We start from the raw sequence: 20,452 nt of genomic DNA, 5'->3' as shown, positions 1-20,452 counted from the left end.
GGAAGTTTGGTGATATAATGAGGAAAAAGAGATAGAGGCATTAGGCTTCATAGGGAAAAGGAGTATTTTACTATGGTTTCGACATCGACACAGATTGCTGGTTTTGCATTTGATAATTGCCTGATGAATGCAGCTGGGGTTGCCTGTATGACAAAAGAGGAACTGGCAGAAGTCAAAGATTCTGCTGCAGGAACCTTTGTGACCAAGACGGCAACGTTAGAATTTCGTCAGGGAAACCCAGAACCGCGCTATCAGGATGTTCCGCTGGGGTCTATCAACTCCATGGGCCTGCCAAATAATGGTTTAGACTACTATCTTGACTACCTGCTGGAACTTCAGGAAAGTGAAGCAAATCGCACTTTCTTCCTCTCTTTGGTCGGTATGTCGCCAGAAGAAACCCATACCATTCTTAAGAAAGTTCAGGCAAGTGATTTTAAAGGGATTACTGAGCTCAATCTCTCCTGCCCCAATGTCCCTGGCAAGCCACAGATTGCTTATGACTTTGAAACGACGGAAAAGATTTTGTCAGAAGTTTTTGCTTATTTCAAAAAGCCACTGGGCATTAAGCTGCCTCCTTATTTTGATATTGTGCATTTTGACCAGGCCGCTGCGATTTTTAACAAGTATCCGCTCAAGTTTGTTAATTGTGTAAACTCGATTGGAAACGGTCTTTATATAGAAGATGAGTCAGTAGTCATTCGTCCGAAAAATGGTTTTGGAGGTATCGGAGGTCAGTACATCAAGCCGACCGCTCTAGCTAATGTCCATGCCTTTTACCAACGCCTTAAACCAGAAATCCAAATCATTGGTACTGGTGGTGTCCTGACGGGGCGCGATGCCTTTGAGCATATCCTCTGTGGAGCCAGTATGGTGCAGGTCGGAACAACCCTTCATAAAGAAGGAGTGGCAGCCTTCGAGCGCATCACCGCAGAACTCAAGACTATTATGGAAGAAAAAGGCTATGAAAGCCTGGAAGATTTCCGAGGAAAATTGAAATATATTGAGGAATAATCTTCTATACAAGCGTTGTTGTGATTTGAAATGAAGAATATGGCTGGGTTGAGAAGTATTGAAACCTAGCTTTTTCATATTATTTTGAAGAAAGTTCTAATCAAATTGCTATAATTTCGACTCCTTTTATGAGAAAATAGACGCAAAGAAATGAGGTGTTTTTATGGCTGAAATTTATCTAGCAGGCGGGTGCTTCTGGGGCTTGGAAGAGTATTTCTCCCGCATTGAAGGTGTTAAGAAAACGACAGTGGGATACGCCAATGGACAGGTGGAATCAACCAACTACCAGCTGATTCATCAAACGGACCATGCAGAGACGGTTCATCTAATCTATGATGAAAAGCGGGTCAGCCTGCGGGAAATCCTGCTTTATTATTTCCGAGTTATTGATCCTCTGTCGGTCAATAAGCAGGGAAATGATGTAGGACGCCAGTATCGGACAGGTGTTTACTATACCAATCAAGCTGATAAGGCGGTCATTGAACAGGTCTTTGCTGAGCAGGAAAAACAGCTGGGACAAAAGATAGCTGTTGAGCTGGAACCTTTGCGCCACTATGTATTAGCTGAAGACTACCATCAGGATTATCTCAAGAAAAATCCCGGTGGCTACTGCCATATCAATGTCAATGATGCCTATCAGCCCTTGGTCGATCCTGGCCAATATGAGAAACCTACAGATGCGGAACTGAAAGAACAGTTGACGCAAGAGCAATACCAGGTGACCCAGCTCAGTGCGACAGAGCGTCCTTTCCACAATGCCTACAATGCCACTTTTGAAGAAGGAATTTATGTCGATGTGACGACTGGAGAGCCTCTCTTTTTTGCCGGTGACAAGTTTGAGTCGGGCTGTGGCTGGCCTAGCTTTAGTCGGCCTATTGCCAGAGAAGTTCTGAGATACTATGAAGACAAGAGTCATGGCATGGAGCGGATTGAAGTGCGCAGCCGTTCTGGCAATGCCCATCTGGGCCATGTCTTTACTGACGGTCCAGAATCAGCAGGCGGTCTTCGCTACTGCATCAACTCCGCAGCTCTGCGATTTATTCCAAAAGAAAAAATGGAAGCAAAAGGTTATGCTTATCTGCTTCAACACATGAAATAAAAGGCCGTTAGGCCTTTTTTGCTGAGCGTTGACAAAAGTTTTTAGATAAGGGATAATGATCATAATAAAAATGAGGAGTGAAAGATGAAATTAAAAAGATTTTCGACGATTTTACTTACTATTTTAACGATTATCACTCTAACTGCTTGTAAATCTAATGGTAAAGGGCAGGCTAATTCGAATAAACCAACTGAAGAAAGTTCAAGCTCAAAATCAGAAGAAAAGACTAAGTCAACTAGTAAAGAAGAGAAAACTAGTAAAGAGACCCAGTCGTCAAGTAAGGAAAGTGGAGAGAAGGATAATTCTGGTTTCTCAGAAAAAAGGGAAGCTTCGGACGAAGGAGACCAGTTAGCTCCAAAAGATAAAATCTATGCAAAAGGACATGGAAGTGTATCTTATAACTCTTCTGACGGGCAAATTAAAGCTCAAGTGCCTAGTTATGAAGGCTATACTGAGGAAACAGTCAAAGAAGCACTGGGGGAACCTGAGGCAGTGATAAGGGATCCAAAATACCTCACTGGAAACTTTAGAAACCAAGAAATTAAAAACTTAAAATCATTATATTTAGATCAGCATCTTACAAAAGAGCAACTGAGCGCCTTTGGTGCTGCAGTAGCGGATGTTGCAGTCGGAGTTGGACTAGCTGGGGGAGAAGACTCTGCTAACAGTTATGTCTTATATAGTTACAAGAGGAACGAGGTTTTTCTCGTATTTTATAAAGGCCAATTATTATATATTACACCGGACCCTGATTATCTTAATTTCGAATAAACTATCAGAATCTCTTGAACTATTTTATAAGGCCTGTTATAATAGCTAAAATCTCCTGAGTGCAAGTGTTTAGAAAGTGAGGATATATCCGGATGAAAGCTTATACAAATGTCAATCTGGTGACCTGTGATAGCGAATTTCATGTTTATCGGGAAGGCCTGCTTGTGGTGGAGGACGACCGCATTGCCTACTGCGGACCCTATAACCAAGCTTGGCTAGGGAAATGTAGTGAAACAGTGGACTATGAGGGGGCTTGGATCATGCCAGGCTTGGTCAACTGCCATACTCACTCAGCCATGACTTTGCTACGTGGGATTCGTGATGACAGCAATCTGCATGAATGGTTGGAGGATTATATCTGGCCAGCAGAGAGCCAGTTTACAGCAGAAGTGACTACTAAAGCAGTTCGATTTGCTCTGGCTGAGATGTTGCTGTCAGGAACAACAACATTTAATGATATGTATAATCCTCATGGGGTGGATATTAAGCAGATTTACCAAGCTGTCCGTCAGTCGGGGATGCGCTGTTATTTCTCTCCAACTCTCTTCACTTCACCAGCAGAAACAGCAGCAGAGACCCTGGCTCGTACCCGGGCTATTATAGAGGAAATCCTCTCCTATGATGACGAAGATTTTCAGGTCATGGTGGCTCCTCATTCACCCTATGCCTGTGATGAAGATTTGCTAAAGGGTAGTGTAGATTTAGCGCGTGAGTTGGATTTGAGGCTTCATATCCATGTGGCAGAGACCCAAAATGAAAATAAAATTATCCTGGAACGTTACGGTAAAAGGCCTCTGGCTTTCTTGAAAGGGCTGGGTTACTTGGAGCAGCCAGCAATTTTTGCTCATGGGGTTGAGCTGAATCCGTCAGAGATTGCGGATTTAGCGACGTCATCAGTCAGCATCGCCCACAATCCTATCAGTAATCTCAAGCTGGCTTCTGGTGTAGCCCCGGTGACTAACCTACTGGCTGCTGGTGTGACTGTTGGCCTGGCAACAGATTCTGTCGCTTCTAACAATAATCTGGATATGTTTGAAGAAGGTCGGACCGCTGCTCTACTTCAAAAGATGCGGGAGGGTGATGCAAGTCAGTTTACGATTGATCAAGCCTTGAAAGCACTGACGATTGAGGGTGCTAAAGCGCTGGGTTTGGAGGACAAAATTGGTAGTCTGGAAGTGGGGAAGCAAGCCGATTTCATTGCTATTCAACCAAAGGGGCGGATTCACCTTTATCCATTGGAAAATATGCTGTCACACCTCGTGTATGCGGTTAAAGGAAGCGATGTTCAGGATGTCTATATTGCTGGCAAGCAGGTCGTTCGAGATGGCCAAGTTTTGACAGTGAATGTCAATATAGAAGATTGATTTTGAGAAGAAAATAGAGGCTGCATTTGCTTTCAGTCTCTTTTCTTTTAAAATACTTTCTAAAAATATTAAATATTTTTTAGAAAACGCTTGCAAATTTAAAATAATATGCTATACTAGATGTAAGGATTGTTACTGATCACGCAGGCAAAACCTAGATGAATACAAATAATGAGTTAGAACTCTGTTCTATCTTCTCATTTGGTATTCGTCTAGGTTTCTTCTTTTTTTTCAGGAGTTTGAACAGGTCTAGCGTGATCAAAATAGAACAGGAGGATCCCAAATGGCTAAAGACTACACAGAATTAGCTAAGGACATTGTTGCCCACGTTGGGGGCAAGGACAATATTACCAAACTGGTACACTGCGTGACACGCTTGCGTTTTTCCTTAAAGGATGAATCAAAGGCGGACACAGACTATCTGATGAAGAGAGATGGGGTTGTAACGGTTGTCAAGGCTGGTGGTCAATATCAAGTTGTTATTGGCAATCATGTGCCAGATGTTTATGAAACGGTGCTCAGAGTTGCTGGTATTTCTGGCGAAGGCAGTGTTGATGCGGATGACGATGCAGTAGAAGGCAATCTGTTTGACCGCTTCATTGCTCTCGTATCGGGCCTCTTCCAGCCGATGCTCGGTACCTTGTCTGCAGCAGGTATGATCAAAGGTGTGGTAGCTATTATGGCAGCCTTAGGTGTCGCCAAAACAGATGGTGCTTATGTGGTTCTTAATGCAGCGGGAGATGGCCTCTTCCAGTTTCTTCCATTGATTTTGGCTATTACAGCTGCTAAACGTTTCAAGATGAATCAGTTCACTGCTTTGGCTATCGGGTTTGCTCTGGTTTATCCAAATATCGCAGCTAGCTTTACGGCGGAAAAACCGCTTTATACACTTTTTGCTGGTACACCGATTGAGTCTCCGATTTTTTCGACTTTCTTCGGTCTTCCAATTATCTTTCCAGCATCGAGCTATTTGTCAACGGTCCTTCCAGTGATTGCAGCTGTTTGGGCTGGAGCCAAGATTGAAAAAGGCTTTAAAAAAATCATTCCAGATGTTGTCAAAGTCTTTATCGTACCATTCTTTACTCTTTTGATTACAGTGCCACTGGCCTTTCTGGTTATCGGTCCGGTCATGAGTTGGGCATCTGATTTAGTAGGTGCTCTCTTTACAGGTATCTATGATTTTAGTCCGGTGCTATATGGTATCGTTCTAGGGGCTGCTTGGCAGGTTCTAGTCATGTTTGGTCTTCACTGGGGCTTGGTGCCACTAGCAATCCTGGAACTGCAAAAAGGTCCAGGTGTCATTCTTGTTGCCTCTATTGCTATCTGTTTTGCACAAGCAGGTGCTCTTATTAACATCATGATGCGAACCAAGGAAGAGAAGGTTCGTCAGCTTTCGATTCCAGCTTTCATCTCAGCTCTCTTTGGTGTAACGGAGCCAGCTATTTATGGGATCACACTCCCAATGCGCTTGCCATTCATCATGACCTGTATTTCTGGAGCGTTGACTGGTGCATATCTAGCTTTCTTTGATGTCAAAATGCAGGTTATGGGAGGTATGGGACTTTTTGCAATTCCATCCTTTATTGAAGCTGGCAACAGCATGACCTTGATTCACTTCCTCATCGCTATTGTAGCGAACTTTGTACTAGGTTTTGGATTGACTCAGCTGGTCAAGATTCCAAACCTTTTCGGCGGTCCGTCTGAAAAAGATGCTACTCCGTCTTTAAATGTTGAAAACGAAAGAGTCTCTGACGGAGCTACTGAGCAAGTCGTGACAAGCCCATTAGCTGGCGAAATAATCGCTCTTGAGGATACTCCAGACGCAGTCTTTGCTAGCGGAGCTATAGGTAAAGGAGTTGCCATTGAGCCAAGTGTCGGTGAAGTAGTGGCCCCTGCCGATGGTGTCATTCGCCTGCTCTTCCCTACCAACCATGCTATTGGTTTAGCTACAGATGATGGAGCAGAACTCTTAATTCACGTCGGTATGGATACAGTAGCCCTTGATGGAAAAGGTTTCACAGCTCATGTTGTCCAAGGCTCTAAGGTCAAAAAAGGCCAGCTTTTGCTCAGCTTTGATATCGATACTATCAAGGAGGCTGGTTACCCTGTGACAACTCCAATCATTGTCACCAATATGAGTCGCTTCAGAGATCTGAAGGTTTTGGCAGAAGGGGAAGTTGACCTAGGGGATACTCTATTTGAATTAAACTAAAAACCATATGAAAAGAGCAGGATGTGGATGTCACCTGCTCTTTTTAAGTTTCAAAAGGTCTTAAGGTTCAGATATTTTAATAATGACGATGTTTTTCTAGAGGATGACTGGAACATCTATTTTATGGTAAAATAGATATGGTAGGAGGCGACAAGGATGAAACGTTCGGATAGAAGAAAAGCTGAAGCCCAAAAGAAGTGGTTTGTTTTTGCTTTGTTTAGTCTGATTATTCTTTCAGCTAGTCTCATTTTATTTTTCCAAAAGGAAATAGATGCAAGAAAGCAGACGAGGCAGGCAAGTATAGAAAATAAAAGTTCAGCTAGGCCGAAGACAGTAGCAAACAAGCAGGTTCAAACGGCTCGTATCATGGCAAATGGTGATTTGCTTTACCATGATGCCCTATATATGAGCGCCCTACGAGAAGATGGTAGCTATGATTTCTCAGAGAATTTTAAGTATGCTAAAGAATGGCTCCATCAAGCAGATCTTACGATTGGAGATTTTGAAGGGACCATTAGTCCAGACCTACCTTTAGCAGGCTATCCGCTGTTTAATGCACCTGAGTCAGTAGTAGGAGCTATTAAAGATGCGGGTTATCATGTGCTTGACTTGGCTCATAATCATATTTTAGATTCTCAATTATCTGGTCTATTTTCAACTGCTAAGGCTTTTGAAGACCAAGGAATTACACCGGTTGGTGTTTATACCCATGAACCACGTGGCCAAGCGCCTCTGACTATTAAAGAGGTAAATGGGATTAAAATAGCTATTTTAGCCTATTCCTACGGATTTAATGGAATGGAAGGAAATCTCAGTCAAGATGAATATGACCAACATTTATCTAATCTTGATGAGGAGAAAATGAAATCGGAAATCGAACGTGCTGAGAAAGAAGCCGACATTACGGTTGTTATGCCCCAAATGGGAGTAGAGTATCAGCTACAACCGACAGAAGAGCAGGTAAGCCTCTATCACAAAATGGTGGATTGGGGTGCCGACATCATCTTTGGTGGACACCCACATGTGACACAACCATCTGAAACTCTGGAAAAGGATGGCCAGAAAAAACTAATCATCTACTCTATGGGAAATTTCATATCTAATCAACGGATTGAGACCATGGAAGGAGTTGAAAATGCTCAGTGGACCGAGCGGGGGGTTCTCATGGATCTGACTCTTGAAAAGACGCTCAAAGGTACCCGAATCAAGAGCGCTCAGGCTCATCCGACCTGGGTCAGCCGTGTAGAAAAAGGAGGATTTTCTGCTGAAGGCTATCCGCTTTATAGCTACCAAACTCTGATTCTGGAAGACTTTATAGAAGGTGGAAAATATCGGGATAGGCTGGATGAAGCTACCAAGGAGCGGATTGATAAAGCCTACCAAGAAATGAAAGACCATGTTGGCTTGAATTGGGACTAACTATTTTCTTGTCAATCAACATTACCAGAGGAGCTAGGCTTTTCTGGTTTTTATTTGGTGATGAATATGACATTTGCTATAATGAACAAGAAAGGAGCTTAGAGATGGAAGGTATAGGGAGTGGATTGTTGATAGTAGGTTTCTTTGTTCCTGTGTTTTATATACTATTGATCCTTAGTCTGCCGGCTCTTTTGATAATTTTCTTTGGTCAGCCAGGCAAGCAAGTCTCTCTATTTGAAGTTCTTGGGACGTCTATGGCTCTTGTTTGGCTTGGGGCTTGCTTTATACTTTGTTTTTGGAATTATCTATGCTCTCATTACTGGTCATGCTTACTAGAGAATTAGGAGGAGTCATGTTCTTATATCAATTCATTTTCTTTTGGTTGCTTTTGGTGATTTGGTTGATTCTGGCTTTAGCAGCCATCGTTCTGCTGATTTTTAGCTTTTTTCTTCGACGCAATTTCTTTAAAGAGAAGCTAGGACGTTTGCTTTTGCTGAGTTTGCTAGTGTTGGGACTTGTTAATATCATTCTGGCCTTGCTGACTTAAATGATTTGGATAAAAAGACAAGCAAGATAAAAAAGATAATTTTCAATATTTTTGACAAATAAAACAGCCTCGGATATCGTCGAAGCTGTTTTTTATGTGTTTCAATAAATGTCATTTCTTTCGGTACTGTCTGGGAGTCATTAGATAGTATTTTTTGAACTGACGATTGAAGTTAGATAGGTTGTTGAAGCCAGATTGATTCGCGATTTCAAGGATTGAAAGATTTGAATGTTGCAGAAGCTCGGTCGCCTTTCTCAAGCGAAACTGAATGAGGAACTCCATGCAGGAGATGCCAATATGTTTTTTGAAAAAGTTCATAAAATGAGTAGCGCTGTAGCCACAAATATTAGCCAGATGATCAATTGTCAACTCCTCTTGATAATGAAGACTGATGTAATCAATAATATTTCTGATCTTCTCTTCCTTACGGTAGCCTTCCAAGGATTGCGTTTTGGAGACAACATAACCATTTTCAAAAAGCAGATAAAAGAGCTGGTTGAGCTGAGCCTTTATCTGAAATTCAAAGTAGTCCTTGCGATGATAGCCAGTCTCCATGGTTTCAATCAGACAGGAACGGATGGCTTCATATCCCTTGTGATGGGGTTCGATCACGTGAACAAAGTCCAGCTCCCCCTTGTAGAGGGGTTGCAGGTAATCGATACTAGCCTGGTCCATGGCAGAGTAGCCCATTAAGTCTAGCTGGAAATTCAAGGCATCCATGTAATGTTTTTGATTTTCGATGGGATGAATGGAGTGAAGAGCATTGGGGCGGATCAGGATGATGTCCCCCGCCTTGCTGTTGAAATATTCCTGGTCAATATGAAACTTGGCAGTTCCCTCATGAACATAGATCATTTCAACGTCAGTATGCCAATGAAAGAGGATGTCCGGTTGCCCATTTTCAGTAATAGTTCGGGTCAGTGAATAGGGGGTCCCTTGATTTTTATATACGGTATTTTTATGAAGCTGTCCAAGATCTAGCATTCCCTGCTCCTTGTAGTAGAATAGTATCAATATATAAGAGAATTGTGTAAGAAAACATTTTCATCTAAGATTATAATATAATCAAAGAAAAAACGAAAGCGAGAAATGCAATGGCTAAATTTCCTAAAAATTTCCTCTGGGGCGGTGCAACGGCGGCAAATCAATATGAGGGTGCCTATAATCTAGATGGGAAAGGCCTGTCTGTTCAAGACGTGACTCCAAAAGGCGGAGTGCCAGCCAAGCCAGGTGATCGCAATCCTTTGATTACCGAGGGGCCGACAGCAGATAATCTTAAGCTGGAAGGAATTGATTTCTATCATCGCTATAAGGAGGACATTGCTCTCTTTGCAGAGATGGGCTTCAAGGTCTACCGGACTTCCATTGCCTGGTCTCGGATTTTTCCAAACGGAGACGAGCTGGAGCCCAATGAAGCTGGTCTGCAATTCTATGACAATCTCTTTGATGAGTTGGCCAAATATGGTATTGAGCCACTGATTACCCTGTCTCACTATGAAACGCCCCTGCATTTAGCGCGTCAGTACAATGGATGGGCCAACCGTGATTTGATCGGCTTCTACGAGCGCTATGTTCGTACGGTTTTTACCCGTTATAAGGACAAGGTCAAGTATTGGCTGACCTTTAATGAAATCAACTCTGTTCTCCATGCGCCTTTTATGAGCGGAGGCATTGCCACGCCAGCTGAAGATCTGTCCAAACAGGACCTCTATCAAGCAGTCCATCATGAGCTAGTGGCGTCTGCCTTGGCAACGAAGATCGGTCATGAGATCAATCCTGATTTTAAGATTGGCTGTATGGTTCTGGCTATGCCGGCCTATCCTATGACACCTAAGCCTGAAGATGTGCTAGCGGCTCGGGAATTTGAAAATCAAAACTACCTCTTCTCTGATATCCATGCGCGTGGAAAATATCCAGCCTATATCAATCGTTTCTTCAAGGAGAACGGGATTGAGATTCAGTTTGCGCCGGGTGACAAAGAGCTTTTGGCGGAAAATACTGTAGACTTTATTTCCTTCTCCTACTATATGAGTGTGGTTGCAGCTCATGATCCGGAAAATTATTCTTCTGGCCGAGGCAATCTTCTAGGTGGCATCCTAAATCCTCATCTGGCTAGCTCAGAATGGGGCTGGCAGATTGACCCAGTCGGCCTGCGCTTGGTGCTAAATAGCTTTTATGACCGCTATCAGTTGCCTCTCTTTATCGTGGAAAATGGTCTCGGTGCCAAGGATGTCTTGGTGGATGGTCCAAATGGCCCAACGGTTGAAGATGACTACCGTATTGATTATCTTAAACAGCACTTGCAGCAGGTGGGAGAAGCGCTGGAAGATGGCGTAGAACTGCTAGGTTACACGACTTGGGGCTGTATTGACTTGGTCTCAGCCAGCACGGCAGAACTCAGCAAACGTTACGGCTTTATCTACGTTGACCGCAACGATGACGGTAGCGGAACTCTAGCCCGTTATAAGAAAAAATCTTTTGAGTGGTACAAAGAAGTCATTGCGACGAATGGAGACAGTCTCTATCATTAAAGAGTAAAAAGTGGGTTTTCGGACTCGCTTTTTAACTGTTCGTGGCCAAATGGCTCTTTGATTTTTACTATATCAAGTAGTATAATGAGGGAGATTATTTCAATTGCTATTAAGGAGTTCTTATGTTTGATTCTTCTTTTAAAATCCTGTTCTTCATTCTAGGGATTTGTGTCGTGATTTATATTATTGGAATAGTGAGTCGTCACCGTTTTAAACAAAAATTGGCAGGCTACTGGGGAAGTTCTAATCGTTTGGCTAAAGCCGATAGCGAAGCGAGTCTATGTGAGTCTCTTCTGCTGGAAATGGAACTTCAGTCATACGATAGCTTAGTAGACGATCAAACCTGGTCGGATTTGGATTTGTATGATATTTTCTCTAAGATAGATGCTGGGGCCCAGTCTAGTCTTGGTTCTGAGTACTTGTATAGTAAACTGAGGTTGCAACGCTTTGAAGCAGATCCGATTTTTGAACAATTGCAGAGCTATTTGAAAAACCATCCCAAGGAGCGCTTGGATCTGCAAGTTTTATTTGCTCAGTTAGGTAAGAAGAATTACAATCATGCCAAGAAATTAGTTTTACAGCCCATCAAGCCCAATTACTGGTGGCCTCTTTATATCCTCTTAGGTTTGTTGCCAATTATCTCCTTGGGTCTGATATTTGTAGCTGATTCACTAGGCCTAGTTCTATTTTTGACCAGCCTAGTGGTCAATATAATCTTTTCAGCCATGACACGCTGGTCTTTGTCTATGAAGCTGGAAAATATGAGTTACTTAGTCAGGATTTTCTATATAGCTGATAAAATGAAGGGCTTGAATTTCCCAGATCACGAACATTTAAAGCCATCTATCAAACCTTTCCGTGCTGCTAGGGTATTTGGTTCAGTTTTTCAAAATCAAACAGGTGGGTCAGAGTTAGAAATCATCTTGCTCTATCTGAATATGATTTTCCTAATTCCTCAGATGGCTCAATCCTATATTTCCAGACAAATTTTTCACCATCAGCAGGAGGCAAAGTCTGTTTTAGATATTCTCGGTCGCTTGGAAGCAGCTATAAGCCTTTTGAACTACAAAGAATCTCTTCCCTTTTACTGCCAGCCAAGTTTTTGTGAAGAGGCTGGAATAGAGGGCAAGAAACTCTATCATCCACTACTTAGTCAGCCAGTCAGCAATGATGTCAGCTTTACCAAAAACATCATGATCAGCGGAGACAATGCTTCTGGAAAATCTACTTATCTACGGACAGTTGCTATTAATGCTCTCCTGGCTCAAAGCCTGAACTTTGCCTGTGCAGAAAGTCTCAACCTAGCCTATGGTTCGGTCTTGACAGCCATGGATGTGAGCGATAGTATCGAGACAGGCGACAGCTATTTTATTGCTGAGAGTCGCACCATTAAGCGGATGCTAGAGAGTTTGGAACAAGAAGGAATCCATTATTTCTTCATCGATGAGCTTTTTAAGGGGACCAACACTCTTGAGCGGATTGGTGCAGGTCTAGGTATTATAAAATGGCTGGCCGGGCGTCACTGTCTATACATGATTTCCAGTCATGATGTGGAGTTGGTGGCTACTTCTGGAGACTTAAATGACCAATTTCACTTTGACAGTCAATACCGTGATGGAGAAATTGTGTTTGATTATCAGATTAAAGAGGGGAGTGCCCTGACCAAAAATGCAGTGAATACACTTGAAAGCCTTCATTATCCCAAGGAAATAACGGATGGGGCTAGAAGAATTATAGAAGACTATGAAACTAGCGGTCAGTGGCATTTGCCAGAAGAAAGGGAAAATGTATGAGCATCAGAATGATTGCGACAGATATGGATGGAACCTTGCTGGATGGCCAGGGACAGCTAGATTTGCCTCGTTTGACTACTATTTTAGATGAGCTAGATAAGAGAGACATTCGCTTTGTAGTAGCTACTGGTAATGAAATCGGTCGGATGCGAAATCTTTTTGGTCCAGAACTGGCGAATCGTATTACCTTTGTCGTAGCTAATGGCGCCCGAATTTTCGAAGGGGAAGACAAGATTGTGGAGCAGCATTGGGATAGCCATCTGGTCCAGGATGTTTTAGAATATTTTGCTAGCAGAGAACGAAATTACCATTTGGTTGCTAATCTGCAAAATGGTCCTCACACCTTAGAAGGAATGGACTTTCCTATTGTAGATAGAATTATGACGGAAGAAAGAGCCAGGGAATTCTACCGGCAGATTCATTTTCTCAGTGATTTTCAGGAGCTGGATAAAGAAGCTGTTATAAAAATGAGTATCGTAGTAGATGAAGAGCAGACTAGTTCTGTGACACAGAGAATCAATCAAGATTTTGCAGGGCGACTCAATGCAGTTACCAGTGGCTACGGGGCTATTGATCTATTGCCAAGAGGAATCCACAAAGGCTGGGGACTGCGTAGTTTGATGGAGCGTTGGAAGATTGACGCTGATCAAATCATGGCTTTTGGCGACAGCGAAAATGATATAGAAATGCTTGAATTGGCTGGTTATTCTTTTGCTATGGAAAACGGAGAAGAAAAAGTCAAAAGAATGGCCAAATATATTGCACCAAGTAATGATGAGGCAGGTGTTCTTCAAGTTTTAGAGCAGTATTTAAAAGAAAGATAGGGAATATGGCAGTACAATTATTAGAAGAATGGCTCTTGAAAGAGCAGGCAAAAATGCAGGATAAATACCGAGAATTGAATCAAGTATCCGTTAAGGAACCAGATATTATTTTTATCGGAGATTCCATCGTAGAATACTACCCTTTACAGGAACTATTACAGACGAATAAGGTCCTGATTAACCGTGGAATTCGTGGCTACAAGACGGATTTGCTCCTAGACAACCTTGATGCCCACCTCTTTGGTTCTGCTTTAGATAAGGTTTTTATTTTAATAGGAACCAATGATATTGGTAAAGAAATACCTCAGTCTGAGACACTGGAAAATCTTGAAGGAGTGATTCAGAAGATTTCCAGAGAGTACCCATTGGCCCAGATCCAGCTTCTATCAGTCTTGCCAGTGAATGAGGGAGAAGAGTACAAGGGGACAGTTTATCTCAGGACGAACGGGAAGATTCAGGACCTCAATCAGGCCTATCGCCAGCTGGCTAACGCCTACATGAATGTCCAATTTATCGATCTCTACGATGCTTTTCTGGACGAGGGAGGCCAGCTGCGCCCAGACTACACAACAGATGGTCTCCATCTGACCATTGCTGGCTATGCAGCCCTGTCCAAGGCTTTGCAGGAGACGTTATAGAGATAAAAATAGGGAGCGAAAAAAGCCCAACCAGACAAATCTTTAAAGGAAGATTTGTTTTTTTAAAACTTTTTGTTTACAAATGTAAATGTTAGTGGTAAAATAGCATCATAAGATTTACAAATGTAGATTTTGAAAGGAGAAGCTATGCAAATTTCCAATGCGGAATGGCGCATCATGAAGATTATCTGGATGGAAGGCAAGCAGACCAGCACGGATTTGATCGCCGTCTTGTCCGAGCGCTTTGATTGGTCGAAGTCGACCATCAAGACTCTCTTGACGCGCTCGGTGGAAAAGGGGTGCTTGACTAGAGAAAAAATAGGCAAAGCCTTTGTTTACTCGGCTTTGTTGACGCAGGACCAGAGTTTAGACTTGGTGGTTGAGGAGGTGAAAGACAAGGTTTGCTCAAAAAGAATTGTCCAGGTGCTTGAAAACTTGATTCAGGCGAGTGACTTTACGCTTGCAGATCTTAATCAGCTGCAGCAGGTCCTGGAAGAAAAGAAAGCAGAGGCTGTCGAAACAGTCCCTTGCAATTGTATGTAATAGAAAGAAGGAAATTCCATGTTTGGATTGTTGATTAGTATTGTTTGTTTACTTGTGGTTGCTTTTATTGCTTGGTGGTTCTTTGCAGAGCATGAAAAGGTAAGCGGCCACGCTCGTCAGAAATCAGGTTATCAAGAAATTGAAGTCGAAGTCATGGGGGGCTATTCGCCTGAAACCATTGTCCTGAAAAAGAATGTTCCAGCCCGGATCATCTTTAATCGCAAGGATCCATCTTCATGTCTGGCTCAAGTGATCTTTCCAGATTTTGGCGTTCATGAAGATTTGCCTTTAGGTGAAAAACATGTCATTGAAATTACGCCAGAAAAAGCGGGCGAATATGGGTATTCATGTGGAATGAACATGATGCATGGTCACATGATTGTGGAATAAAGGAGTAGGTATGGTAGAAAAACAAAAAGCAGTTGTGGAAAACGGAGTGCAAAAGATCCGTATTACAGCAGAAAAAGGCTATAGTCCAAAGGAATTTCAACTTCAAAAAGGGATCCCTGCTGAAATCACCTTCCATCGGGTCAATCCTTCCGGCTGTTACAAGGAAATTTTGTTTGAAGATCAGGGGATTTTAGAGCCTTTGGAAGTCGGTGTGGATAAGGTGATATCCTTTACCCCGACAGAAACAGGGGACTTCGAGTTTTCATGTGGAATGAAGATGCAAAAGGGTTCCTACACGGTTGTGGAAAAAAGCCGTCGTGTCTTAGGTTTACTGGGTCGCTTTTGGATTACTAGTATCTTTACCCTTCCCTTATTGATCTTGATGATCGGGATGATGGCAGGATTTGTATCCCATACAGTCAGTCGCTGGGGGACTTTTCTAGCTACAACGCCGATCATGTTGGTAGCAGGAGTTCCTTTTATCAAGAGTGCCTGGGCCTCATTTAAGAAGCACCATTCCAATATGGATACCTTGGTAGCTCTTGGAACCCTGGTAGCCTATGTCTATAGTGTATTTGCCCTTTTTACTGGTCAGCCAGTATACTTTGAGGCTGCGGGTTTTATCATCTTCTTTATCCTCTTAGGGCAAATCTTTGAAGAACGGATGCGTAACAATGCCTCCGAGGCTGTGGAAAAGTTGTTGGATTTGCAGGCAAAAACGGCTCAAGTTCTCCGTGATGGGAACTATGTTGAGGTGGCGGCGGAAGATATCCAAATTGATGACTTGATTCGGGTCCGTCCTGGGGAAAAGATTGCGGTTGATGGGACGATTGTAGAAGGAAGTACGACCATTGATGAGTCGATGGTGACAGGTGAAAGCTTGCCTGTGGAAAAATCAGTTGGTGATGCAGTTATCGGCTCCACTATCAACAGCAATGGGACCATTCTCTTTAAGGCTGAAAAAGTCGGTAGTGAGACCCTCTTATCTCAAATTGTGGACTTTGTCAAAATGGCCCAATCCAGTCGTGCTCCTATTCAAGATTTGACGGATAAGATTTCAGGTATCTTTGTTCCAGTGGTGACGATTTTGGCCATTGCGACTTTCTGGGTTTGGTCCGTGCTTCTGGGCGCGTCGCTTCAAGAGGCCATGCTCTATGCAGTCTCTGTCCTCATTATTGCCTGTCCTTGTGCCCTTGGTTTAGCAACCCCAACAGCCCTGATGGTCGGAACCGGCCGTAGTGCCAAGATGGGGGTTCTGATTAAAAATGGAACAGTTCTTCAAGAAGTGCAAAAGATTCAAACCGTTGTGTTTGATAAGACAGGGACTATTACCATTGGCCAACCACTTGTAACCGATGTTGTAGGAGATGAAGCGCGTGTCTTGACACTGGCTGCTAGTCTTGAAACTTTTTCAGAACATCCACTAGCCCAAGCGGTGTTATCCCAAGCAGAAGAAAAAGGTTTGGTGTTATTCCCTGTGGAAAACTTCCAAGCGATTGAAGGAAAAGGGGTCCAAGGTCAGATCGACCAGCAGTTGGTGACCTTGGGAAATGGCAAACTTCATGACGGGACAGCGATGGATCCGGAGCTTGAAAAACGGATGGTAGAGTTGCAAGAGCAGGCCAAAACAGTGATCAGTTTGTCTGTGGATGGGCAAGTGATTGGCTTGATTGCCATTCAAGATGCTCCGAAGGCCAGCTCAAAAGAAGCGATCAAAAAGCTCAAAGAACGGGGCTTGAAAACGGTCATGTTAACGGGGGATAATGAACGGGTGGCTCAAGCTATTGCTAAGCAAGTGGGAATTGACACCGTCATTGCTGATGTCCTTCCTCAAGAAAAAGCTAGCGCCATCCAAAAACTGCAAGAAGCTAGCAAGGTCGCCTTTGTTGGAGATGGGATCAATGATGCTCCAGCTCTCTCGATCGCGGATGTGGGGATCGCTATGGGATCTGGAACGGATATTGCGATCGAGTCCGGTGGCATCGTGCTCACGCAAAATGATTTACTTGGCGTTGTGCGCGCCTTTGACATGAGTCAAAAGACCTTCCGCAGGATCTTACTCAATCTCTTCTGGGCCTCTATCTACAATATCCTTGGGATTCCAATTGCTGCTGGAGTCTTTGTAGGACTGGGATTGACCCTCAATCCAGAACTAGCAGGTCTTGCTATGGCCCTTAGTTCTTTGTCTGTTTTGACTAGCTCGCTGCTTCTCAATGTTGAGAAAATTGATTAAATGAAACAAAAAGAGAGTGGGACAGAAATCGGTAATTCGTTAGAATTCGATTTCGTCGTCTCACCTCCGCACATTTGAGTAGGGCTGTAAAAGCTAATGAAATCAATGTAGTAGAGCCCACTCAACCACTGCGTCTTGCTCGACAATCCAAAGACAATTGAGAGGCTAGGACTTTTGTCCCAGCCTCTTTTTGTTCGATTTCCTACAGCTACAAGTCTTAGAGGTGCATGCAAATTATAATAAAATATCCTATTCTACTATAGTTTGTGAAATTTTCTCAAAAAAGAGCATCTGTTATGTAATAGGGATTGAGCATCTCTGAGCATATTCTTATACAAGTGAGAAAAAACATGGTAAATTGATATAGTAAAGTTTCTTGAAGCGTTTTCATTCACAAGTGAAAATGTTTTCAATAACTGAAAATTTAATTTATTGAAGGAGAGTTATTCTTATGACTCAAGGGAAAATTACTGCATCTGCAGCAATGCTCAACGTATTGAAAACATGGGGCGTAGACACAATCTACGGTATCCCATCAGGAACACTCAGCTCACTCATGGATGCTTTGGCTGAAGACAAAGATATCCGCTTCTTGCAAGTTCGCCACGAAGAAACAGGTGCTCTTGCTGCGGTCATGCAAGCTAAATTTGGCGGCTCAATCGGGGTTGCAGTTGGTTCAGGTGGTCCAGGTGCGACTCACTTGATTAACGGTGTTTACGATGCAGCTATGGATAACACTCCATTCCTTGCTATCCTTGGATCACGTCCAGTTAACGAACTCAACATGGATGCCTTCCAAGAATTGAACCAAAATCCAATGTACAACGGTATCGCTGTTTACAACAAACGTGTAGCTTACGCTGAGCAATTGCCAAAAGTAATCGACGAAGCTTGCCGTGCCGCAGTTTCTAAAAAAGGTCCAGCTGTAGTTGAAATTCCAGTAAACTTCGGTTTCCAAGAAATCGACGAAAACTCATACTACGGTTCAGGTTCATACGAACGTTCATTCATCGCTCCTGCCTTGAACGAAGTTGAAATCGACAAAGCTGTTGAAATCTTGAACAATGCTGAACGTCCAGTTATCTATGCTGGTTACGGTGGTGTTAAAGCAGGTGAAGTGATTACTGAATTGTCACGTAAAATCAAAGCACCAATCATCACAACTGGTAAAAACTTTGAAGCCTTTGAATGGAACTATGAAGGTTTGACAGGTTCTGCTTACCGTGTTGGTTGGAAACCAGCCAACGAAGTGGTCTTTGAAGCAGACACAGTTCTTTTCCTTGGTTCAAACTTCCCATTTGCTGAAGTTTACGAAGCCTTCAAGAACACTGAAAAATTCATCCAAGTCGATATTGACCCTTACAAACTTGGTAAACGTCATGCCCTTGACGCTTCAATCCTTGGTGACGCAGGTCAAGCAGCGAAAGCTATCCTTGATAAAGTAAACCCAGTTGAGTCTACTCCATGGTGGCGTGCAAACGTTAAGAACAACCAAAACTGGCGTGATTACATGAATAAACTCGAAGGTAAAACTGAGGGTGAATTGCAATTGTACCAAGTTTACAATGCAATCAACAAACATGCTGATCAAGACGCTATTTACTCAATCGACGTAGGTGACACTACTCAAACATCTACTCGTCACCTTCACATGACACCTAAGAACATGTGGCGTACATCTCCACTCTTTGCGACAATGGGTATTGCCCTTCCTGGTGGTATCGCTGCTAAGAAAGACAATCCAGATCGCCAAGTATGGAACATCATGGGTGACGGTGCATTCAACATGTGCTACCCAGACGTTATCACAAACCGTTCAATACGACCTTCCAGTTATCAACGTTGTCTTCTCAAATGGTAAATATGCCTTCATCAAGGACAAATACGAAGACACAAACAAACACTTGTTTGGTTGTGACTTCCCTAATGCTGACTATGCGAAAATCGCTGAAGCTCAAGGAGCTGTTGGATTTACAGTTGATCGTATCGAAGACATCGACGCAGTTGTTGCAGAAGCTGTGAAACTCAACAAAGAAGGTAAAACTGTTGTGATCGATGCTCGCATCTCTCAACATCGTCCACTTCCAGTAGAAGTACTTGAATTGGATCCAAAACTTCACTCAGAAGAAGCAATCAAAGCCTTCAAGGAAAAATACGAAGCAGAAGAACTCGTACCATTCCGCCTCTTCTTGGAAGAAGAAGGATTGCAATCACGCGCAATCAAATAATTTCTCTCGTCGAAAATCAAATGTAAACTTTGTAGATTTTATTCTTTGATTTTCAAGAGTCAAACTTGAAAAGATCGGAGTAATCCGGTCTTTTTATGGAGGAGAGTAAATGAATTTAAATCAATTAGATATCATCGTTTCAGATGTTCCTCAAGTCTGTGCTGACTTGGAGCGTATTTTGGATAAAAAGTCCGATTATGTTGACGAGGGTTTTGCTCAGTTCACGATTGGCAGTCACTGCCTCATGTTGTCCCAAAATCATTTGATTCCTTTGGAAAATTTTCAGTCTGGAATCATTCTTCATGTCGAGGTTGAGGATGTAGAGCAGAACTACCAACGGTTGAAAGAGCTTGGTGCTGAGATTTTATACGGCCCAGTTGTAACTGATTGGGGAACAGAATCGCTACTAGTTAAAGGCCCTGCTGGTTTAGTGATTGATTTTTATCGTATGAAATAGGATGCGTGGTCATTTGAAGTTAACCTTAGAGGAAGGAATAGCGAGATTGTGTCTCGACGAACAGAAATGTGATAGTACGGCATGTATAGTAGTAGATAAGGGAATTTGAAATTAGTTTGTACTCGATTGAATATTATTAAAATGTAGAACTTTTCTAATATTCTGATTTTTCTTGAATTGTTATTTTAATAGTTGTATAATGTATTTAAAATAAAGCAAAGATAAAGAGGTGGTAATATGAAAGTTATCACGATGTGTCTTAAGGTATGATACTGAAGATGGTAGTGTATATTTTAATACTAAAAATAATCATTCATTTTTAATCACGAATGAATTAAAGCAGACTATACAGAAAAATAAAACAACTGAAAGTGAATATATTGCCTATTTAG

Annotated in this window: 16 protein-coding genes and 1 pseudogene; 16 read left to right on the top strand and 1 reads right to left on the bottom strand. The window is 42.6% G+C overall.

Going from position 1 to position 20,452, the window contains the following annotated elements:
* The first annotated feature begins 72 nt into the window (after positions 1-72).
* From HMPREF3108_RS08875 to HMPREF3108_RS08840, 7 genes are all read left to right on the top strand, one after another.
* Positions 73-1,011, top strand: a complete 939-nt coding sequence (locus HMPREF3108_RS08875; protein WP_070494288.1) for a dihydroorotate oxidase — start codon at positions 73-75, stop codon at positions 1,009-1,011.
* Positions 1,012-1,174: 163 nt separating this feature from the next.
* Positions 1,175-2,110, top strand: a complete 936-nt coding sequence (gene msrB / locus HMPREF3108_RS08870; protein WP_070494286.1) for a peptide-methionine (R)-S-oxide reductase MsrB — start codon at positions 1,175-1,177, stop codon at positions 2,108-2,110.
* Between the two features lie 84 nt (positions 2,111-2,194).
* On the top strand, positions 2,195-2,881 hold the full coding sequence (locus tag HMPREF3108_RS08865; RefSeq protein ID WP_070494284.1) for a DUF4947 domain-containing protein: 687 nt from the start codon (positions 2,195-2,197) through the stop codon (positions 2,879-2,881).
* A 92-nt stretch (positions 2,882-2,973) separates the two neighbouring features.
* Positions 2,974-4,245: a TRZ/ATZ family protein gene (locus HMPREF3108_RS08860; RefSeq protein ID WP_070494282.1), complete on the top strand. Its 1,272-nt coding sequence runs from the start codon at positions 2,974-2,976 to the stop codon at positions 4,243-4,245.
* A 283-nt stretch (positions 4,246-4,528) separates the two neighbouring features.
* The gene (locus HMPREF3108_RS08855; protein ID WP_070494280.1) at positions 4,529-6,457 is read left to right on the top strand and encodes a beta-glucoside-specific PTS transporter subunit IIABC; all 1,929 of its coding nucleotides are present in this window, start codon (positions 4,529-4,531) and stop codon (positions 6,455-6,457) included.
* A 156-nt stretch (positions 6,458-6,613) separates the two neighbouring features.
* Positions 6,614-7,876 carry a CapA family protein gene (locus HMPREF3108_RS08850; RefSeq protein WP_048777392.1) on the top strand — a complete coding sequence of 421 codons (1,263 nt, stop codon included), beginning with the start codon at positions 6,614-6,616 and terminating at the stop codon, positions 7,874-7,876.
* A 352-nt stretch (positions 7,877-8,228) separates the two neighbouring features.
* Complete coding sequence (locus HMPREF3108_RS08840) at positions 8,229-8,423, top strand: hypothetical protein (RefSeq protein ID WP_070494277.1); 195 nt, start codon at positions 8,229-8,231, stop codon at positions 8,421-8,423.
* A 111-nt stretch (positions 8,424-8,534) separates the two neighbouring features.
* Here the strand turns inward: HMPREF3108_RS08840 and HMPREF3108_RS08835 are convergent, their stop codons facing one another.
* Positions 8,535-9,407: an AraC family transcriptional regulator gene (locus HMPREF3108_RS08835; protein WP_070494275.1), complete on the bottom strand. Its 873-nt coding sequence runs from the start codon at positions 9,405-9,407 to the stop codon at positions 8,535-8,537.
* A gap of 110 nt (positions 9,408-9,517) precedes the next feature.
* Between HMPREF3108_RS08835 and HMPREF3108_RS08830 the strand changes: the two genes are divergently transcribed.
* The 9 genes and pseudogenes from HMPREF3108_RS08830 (at position 9,518) to HMPREF3108_RS08790 (ending at position 20,060) form a co-directional block, all read left to right on the top strand.
* Positions 9,518-10,954, top strand: coding sequence for a glycoside hydrolase family 1 protein (locus HMPREF3108_RS08830; RefSeq protein WP_048775461.1), 1,437 nt, complete (start codon positions 9,518-9,520; stop codon positions 10,952-10,954).
* Positions 10,955-11,076: 122 nt separating this feature from the next.
* Positions 11,077-12,747 (top strand): MutS-related protein, encoded by a 1,671-nt coding sequence (locus HMPREF3108_RS08825; protein WP_070494272.1) that lies wholly within the window; start codon positions 11,077-11,079, stop codon positions 12,745-12,747.
* Positions 12,744-13,571, top strand: a complete 828-nt coding sequence (locus tag HMPREF3108_RS08820; RefSeq protein WP_070494270.1) for a Cof-type HAD-IIB family hydrolase — start codon at positions 12,744-12,746, stop codon at positions 13,569-13,571. Before HMPREF3108_RS08825 ends, HMPREF3108_RS08820 begins: the two co-directional genes overlap by 4 nt.
* 5 nt (positions 13,572-13,576) lie before the next feature.
* Complete coding sequence (locus HMPREF3108_RS08815) at positions 13,577-14,209, top strand: SGNH/GDSL hydrolase family protein (RefSeq protein ID WP_070494268.1); 633 nt, start codon at positions 13,577-13,579, stop codon at positions 14,207-14,209.
* A 147-nt stretch (positions 14,210-14,356) separates the two neighbouring features.
* A complete protein-coding gene (locus HMPREF3108_RS08810) occupies positions 14,357-14,752 on the top strand; it encodes a CopY/TcrY family copper transport repressor (protein ID WP_046164964.1) in 396 nt (131 codons plus the stop codon).
* An 18-nt stretch (positions 14,753-14,770) separates the two neighbouring features.
* On the top strand, positions 14,771-15,142 hold the full coding sequence (locus tag HMPREF3108_RS08805) for a cupredoxin domain-containing protein (RefSeq protein WP_002901455.1): 372 nt from the start codon (positions 14,771-14,773) through the stop codon (positions 15,140-15,142).
* Between the two features lie 10 nt (positions 15,143-15,152).
* A complete protein-coding gene (locus HMPREF3108_RS08800; RefSeq protein WP_053794196.1) occupies positions 15,153-17,375 on the top strand; it encodes a heavy metal translocating P-type ATPase in 2,223 nt (740 codons plus the stop codon).
* Positions 17,376-17,826: 451 nt separating this feature from the next.
* Positions 17,827-19,603, top strand: a pseudogene (spxB, locus tag HMPREF3108_RS08795) (pyruvate oxidase).
* A 109-nt stretch (positions 19,604-19,712) separates the two neighbouring features.
* Positions 19,713-20,060, top strand: a complete 348-nt coding sequence (locus HMPREF3108_RS08790; RefSeq protein ID WP_061596180.1) for a VOC family protein — start codon at positions 19,713-19,715, stop codon at positions 20,058-20,060.
* Positions 20,061-20,452: the final 392 nt, after the last annotated feature.

The sequence above is a fragment of the Streptococcus sp. HMSC10A01 genome (assembly GCF_001807785.1).
Classification (GTDB): Bacteria; Bacillota; Bacilli; order Lactobacillales; family Streptococcaceae; genus Streptococcus; species Streptococcus gordonii.
The sequence above is the reverse complement of the archived record's forward strand: the minus strand, read 5'-3'. Positions and strand labels throughout refer to the sequence as shown.

Bases quoted from the DNA above. Each gene is read 5' to 3' on its own strand.
- HMPREF3108_RS08875 (WP_070494288.1), top strand. From the start codon at position 73: ATGGTTTCGACATCGACACAGATTGCTGGTTTTGCATTTGATAATTGC.
- msrB (WP_070494286.1), top strand. From the start codon at position 1,175: ATGGCTGAAATTTATCTAGCAGGCGGGTGCTTCTGGGGCTTGGAAGAG.
- HMPREF3108_RS08865 (WP_070494284.1), top strand. From the start codon at position 2,195: ATGAAATTAAAAAGATTTTCGACGATTTTACTTACTATTTTAACGATT.
- HMPREF3108_RS08860 (WP_070494282.1), top strand. From the start codon at position 2,974: ATGAAAGCTTATACAAATGTCAATCTGGTGACCTGTGATAGCGAATTT.
- HMPREF3108_RS08855 (WP_070494280.1), top strand. From the start codon at position 4,529: ATGGCTAAAGACTACACAGAATTAGCTAAGGACATTGTTGCCCACGTT.
- HMPREF3108_RS08850 (WP_048777392.1), top strand. From the start codon at position 6,614: ATGAAACGTTCGGATAGAAGAAAAGCTGAAGCCCAAAAGAAGTGGTTT.
- HMPREF3108_RS08840 (WP_070494277.1), top strand. From the start codon at position 8,229: ATGTTCTTATATCAATTCATTTTCTTTTGGTTGCTTTTGGTGATTTGG.
- HMPREF3108_RS08835 (WP_070494275.1), bottom strand. From the start codon at position 9,407: ATGCTAGATCTTGGACAGCTTCATAAAAATACCGTATATAAAAATCAA.
- HMPREF3108_RS08830 (WP_048775461.1), top strand. From the start codon at position 9,518: ATGGCTAAATTTCCTAAAAATTTCCTCTGGGGCGGTGCAACGGCGGCA.
- HMPREF3108_RS08825 (WP_070494272.1), top strand. From the start codon at position 11,077: ATGTTTGATTCTTCTTTTAAAATCCTGTTCTTCATTCTAGGGATTTGT.
- HMPREF3108_RS08820 (WP_070494270.1), top strand. From the start codon at position 12,744: ATGAGCATCAGAATGATTGCGACAGATATGGATGGAACCTTGCTGGAT.
- HMPREF3108_RS08815 (WP_070494268.1), top strand. From the start codon at position 13,577: ATGGCAGTACAATTATTAGAAGAATGGCTCTTGAAAGAGCAGGCAAAA.
- HMPREF3108_RS08810 (WP_046164964.1), top strand. From the start codon at position 14,357: ATGCAAATTTCCAATGCGGAATGGCGCATCATGAAGATTATCTGGATG.
- HMPREF3108_RS08805 (WP_002901455.1), top strand. From the start codon at position 14,771: ATGTTTGGATTGTTGATTAGTATTGTTTGTTTACTTGTGGTTGCTTTT.
- HMPREF3108_RS08800 (WP_053794196.1), top strand. From the start codon at position 15,153: ATGGTAGAAAAACAAAAAGCAGTTGTGGAAAACGGAGTGCAAAAGATC.
- HMPREF3108_RS08790 (WP_061596180.1), top strand. From the start codon at position 19,713: ATGAATTTAAATCAATTAGATATCATCGTTTCAGATGTTCCTCAAGTC.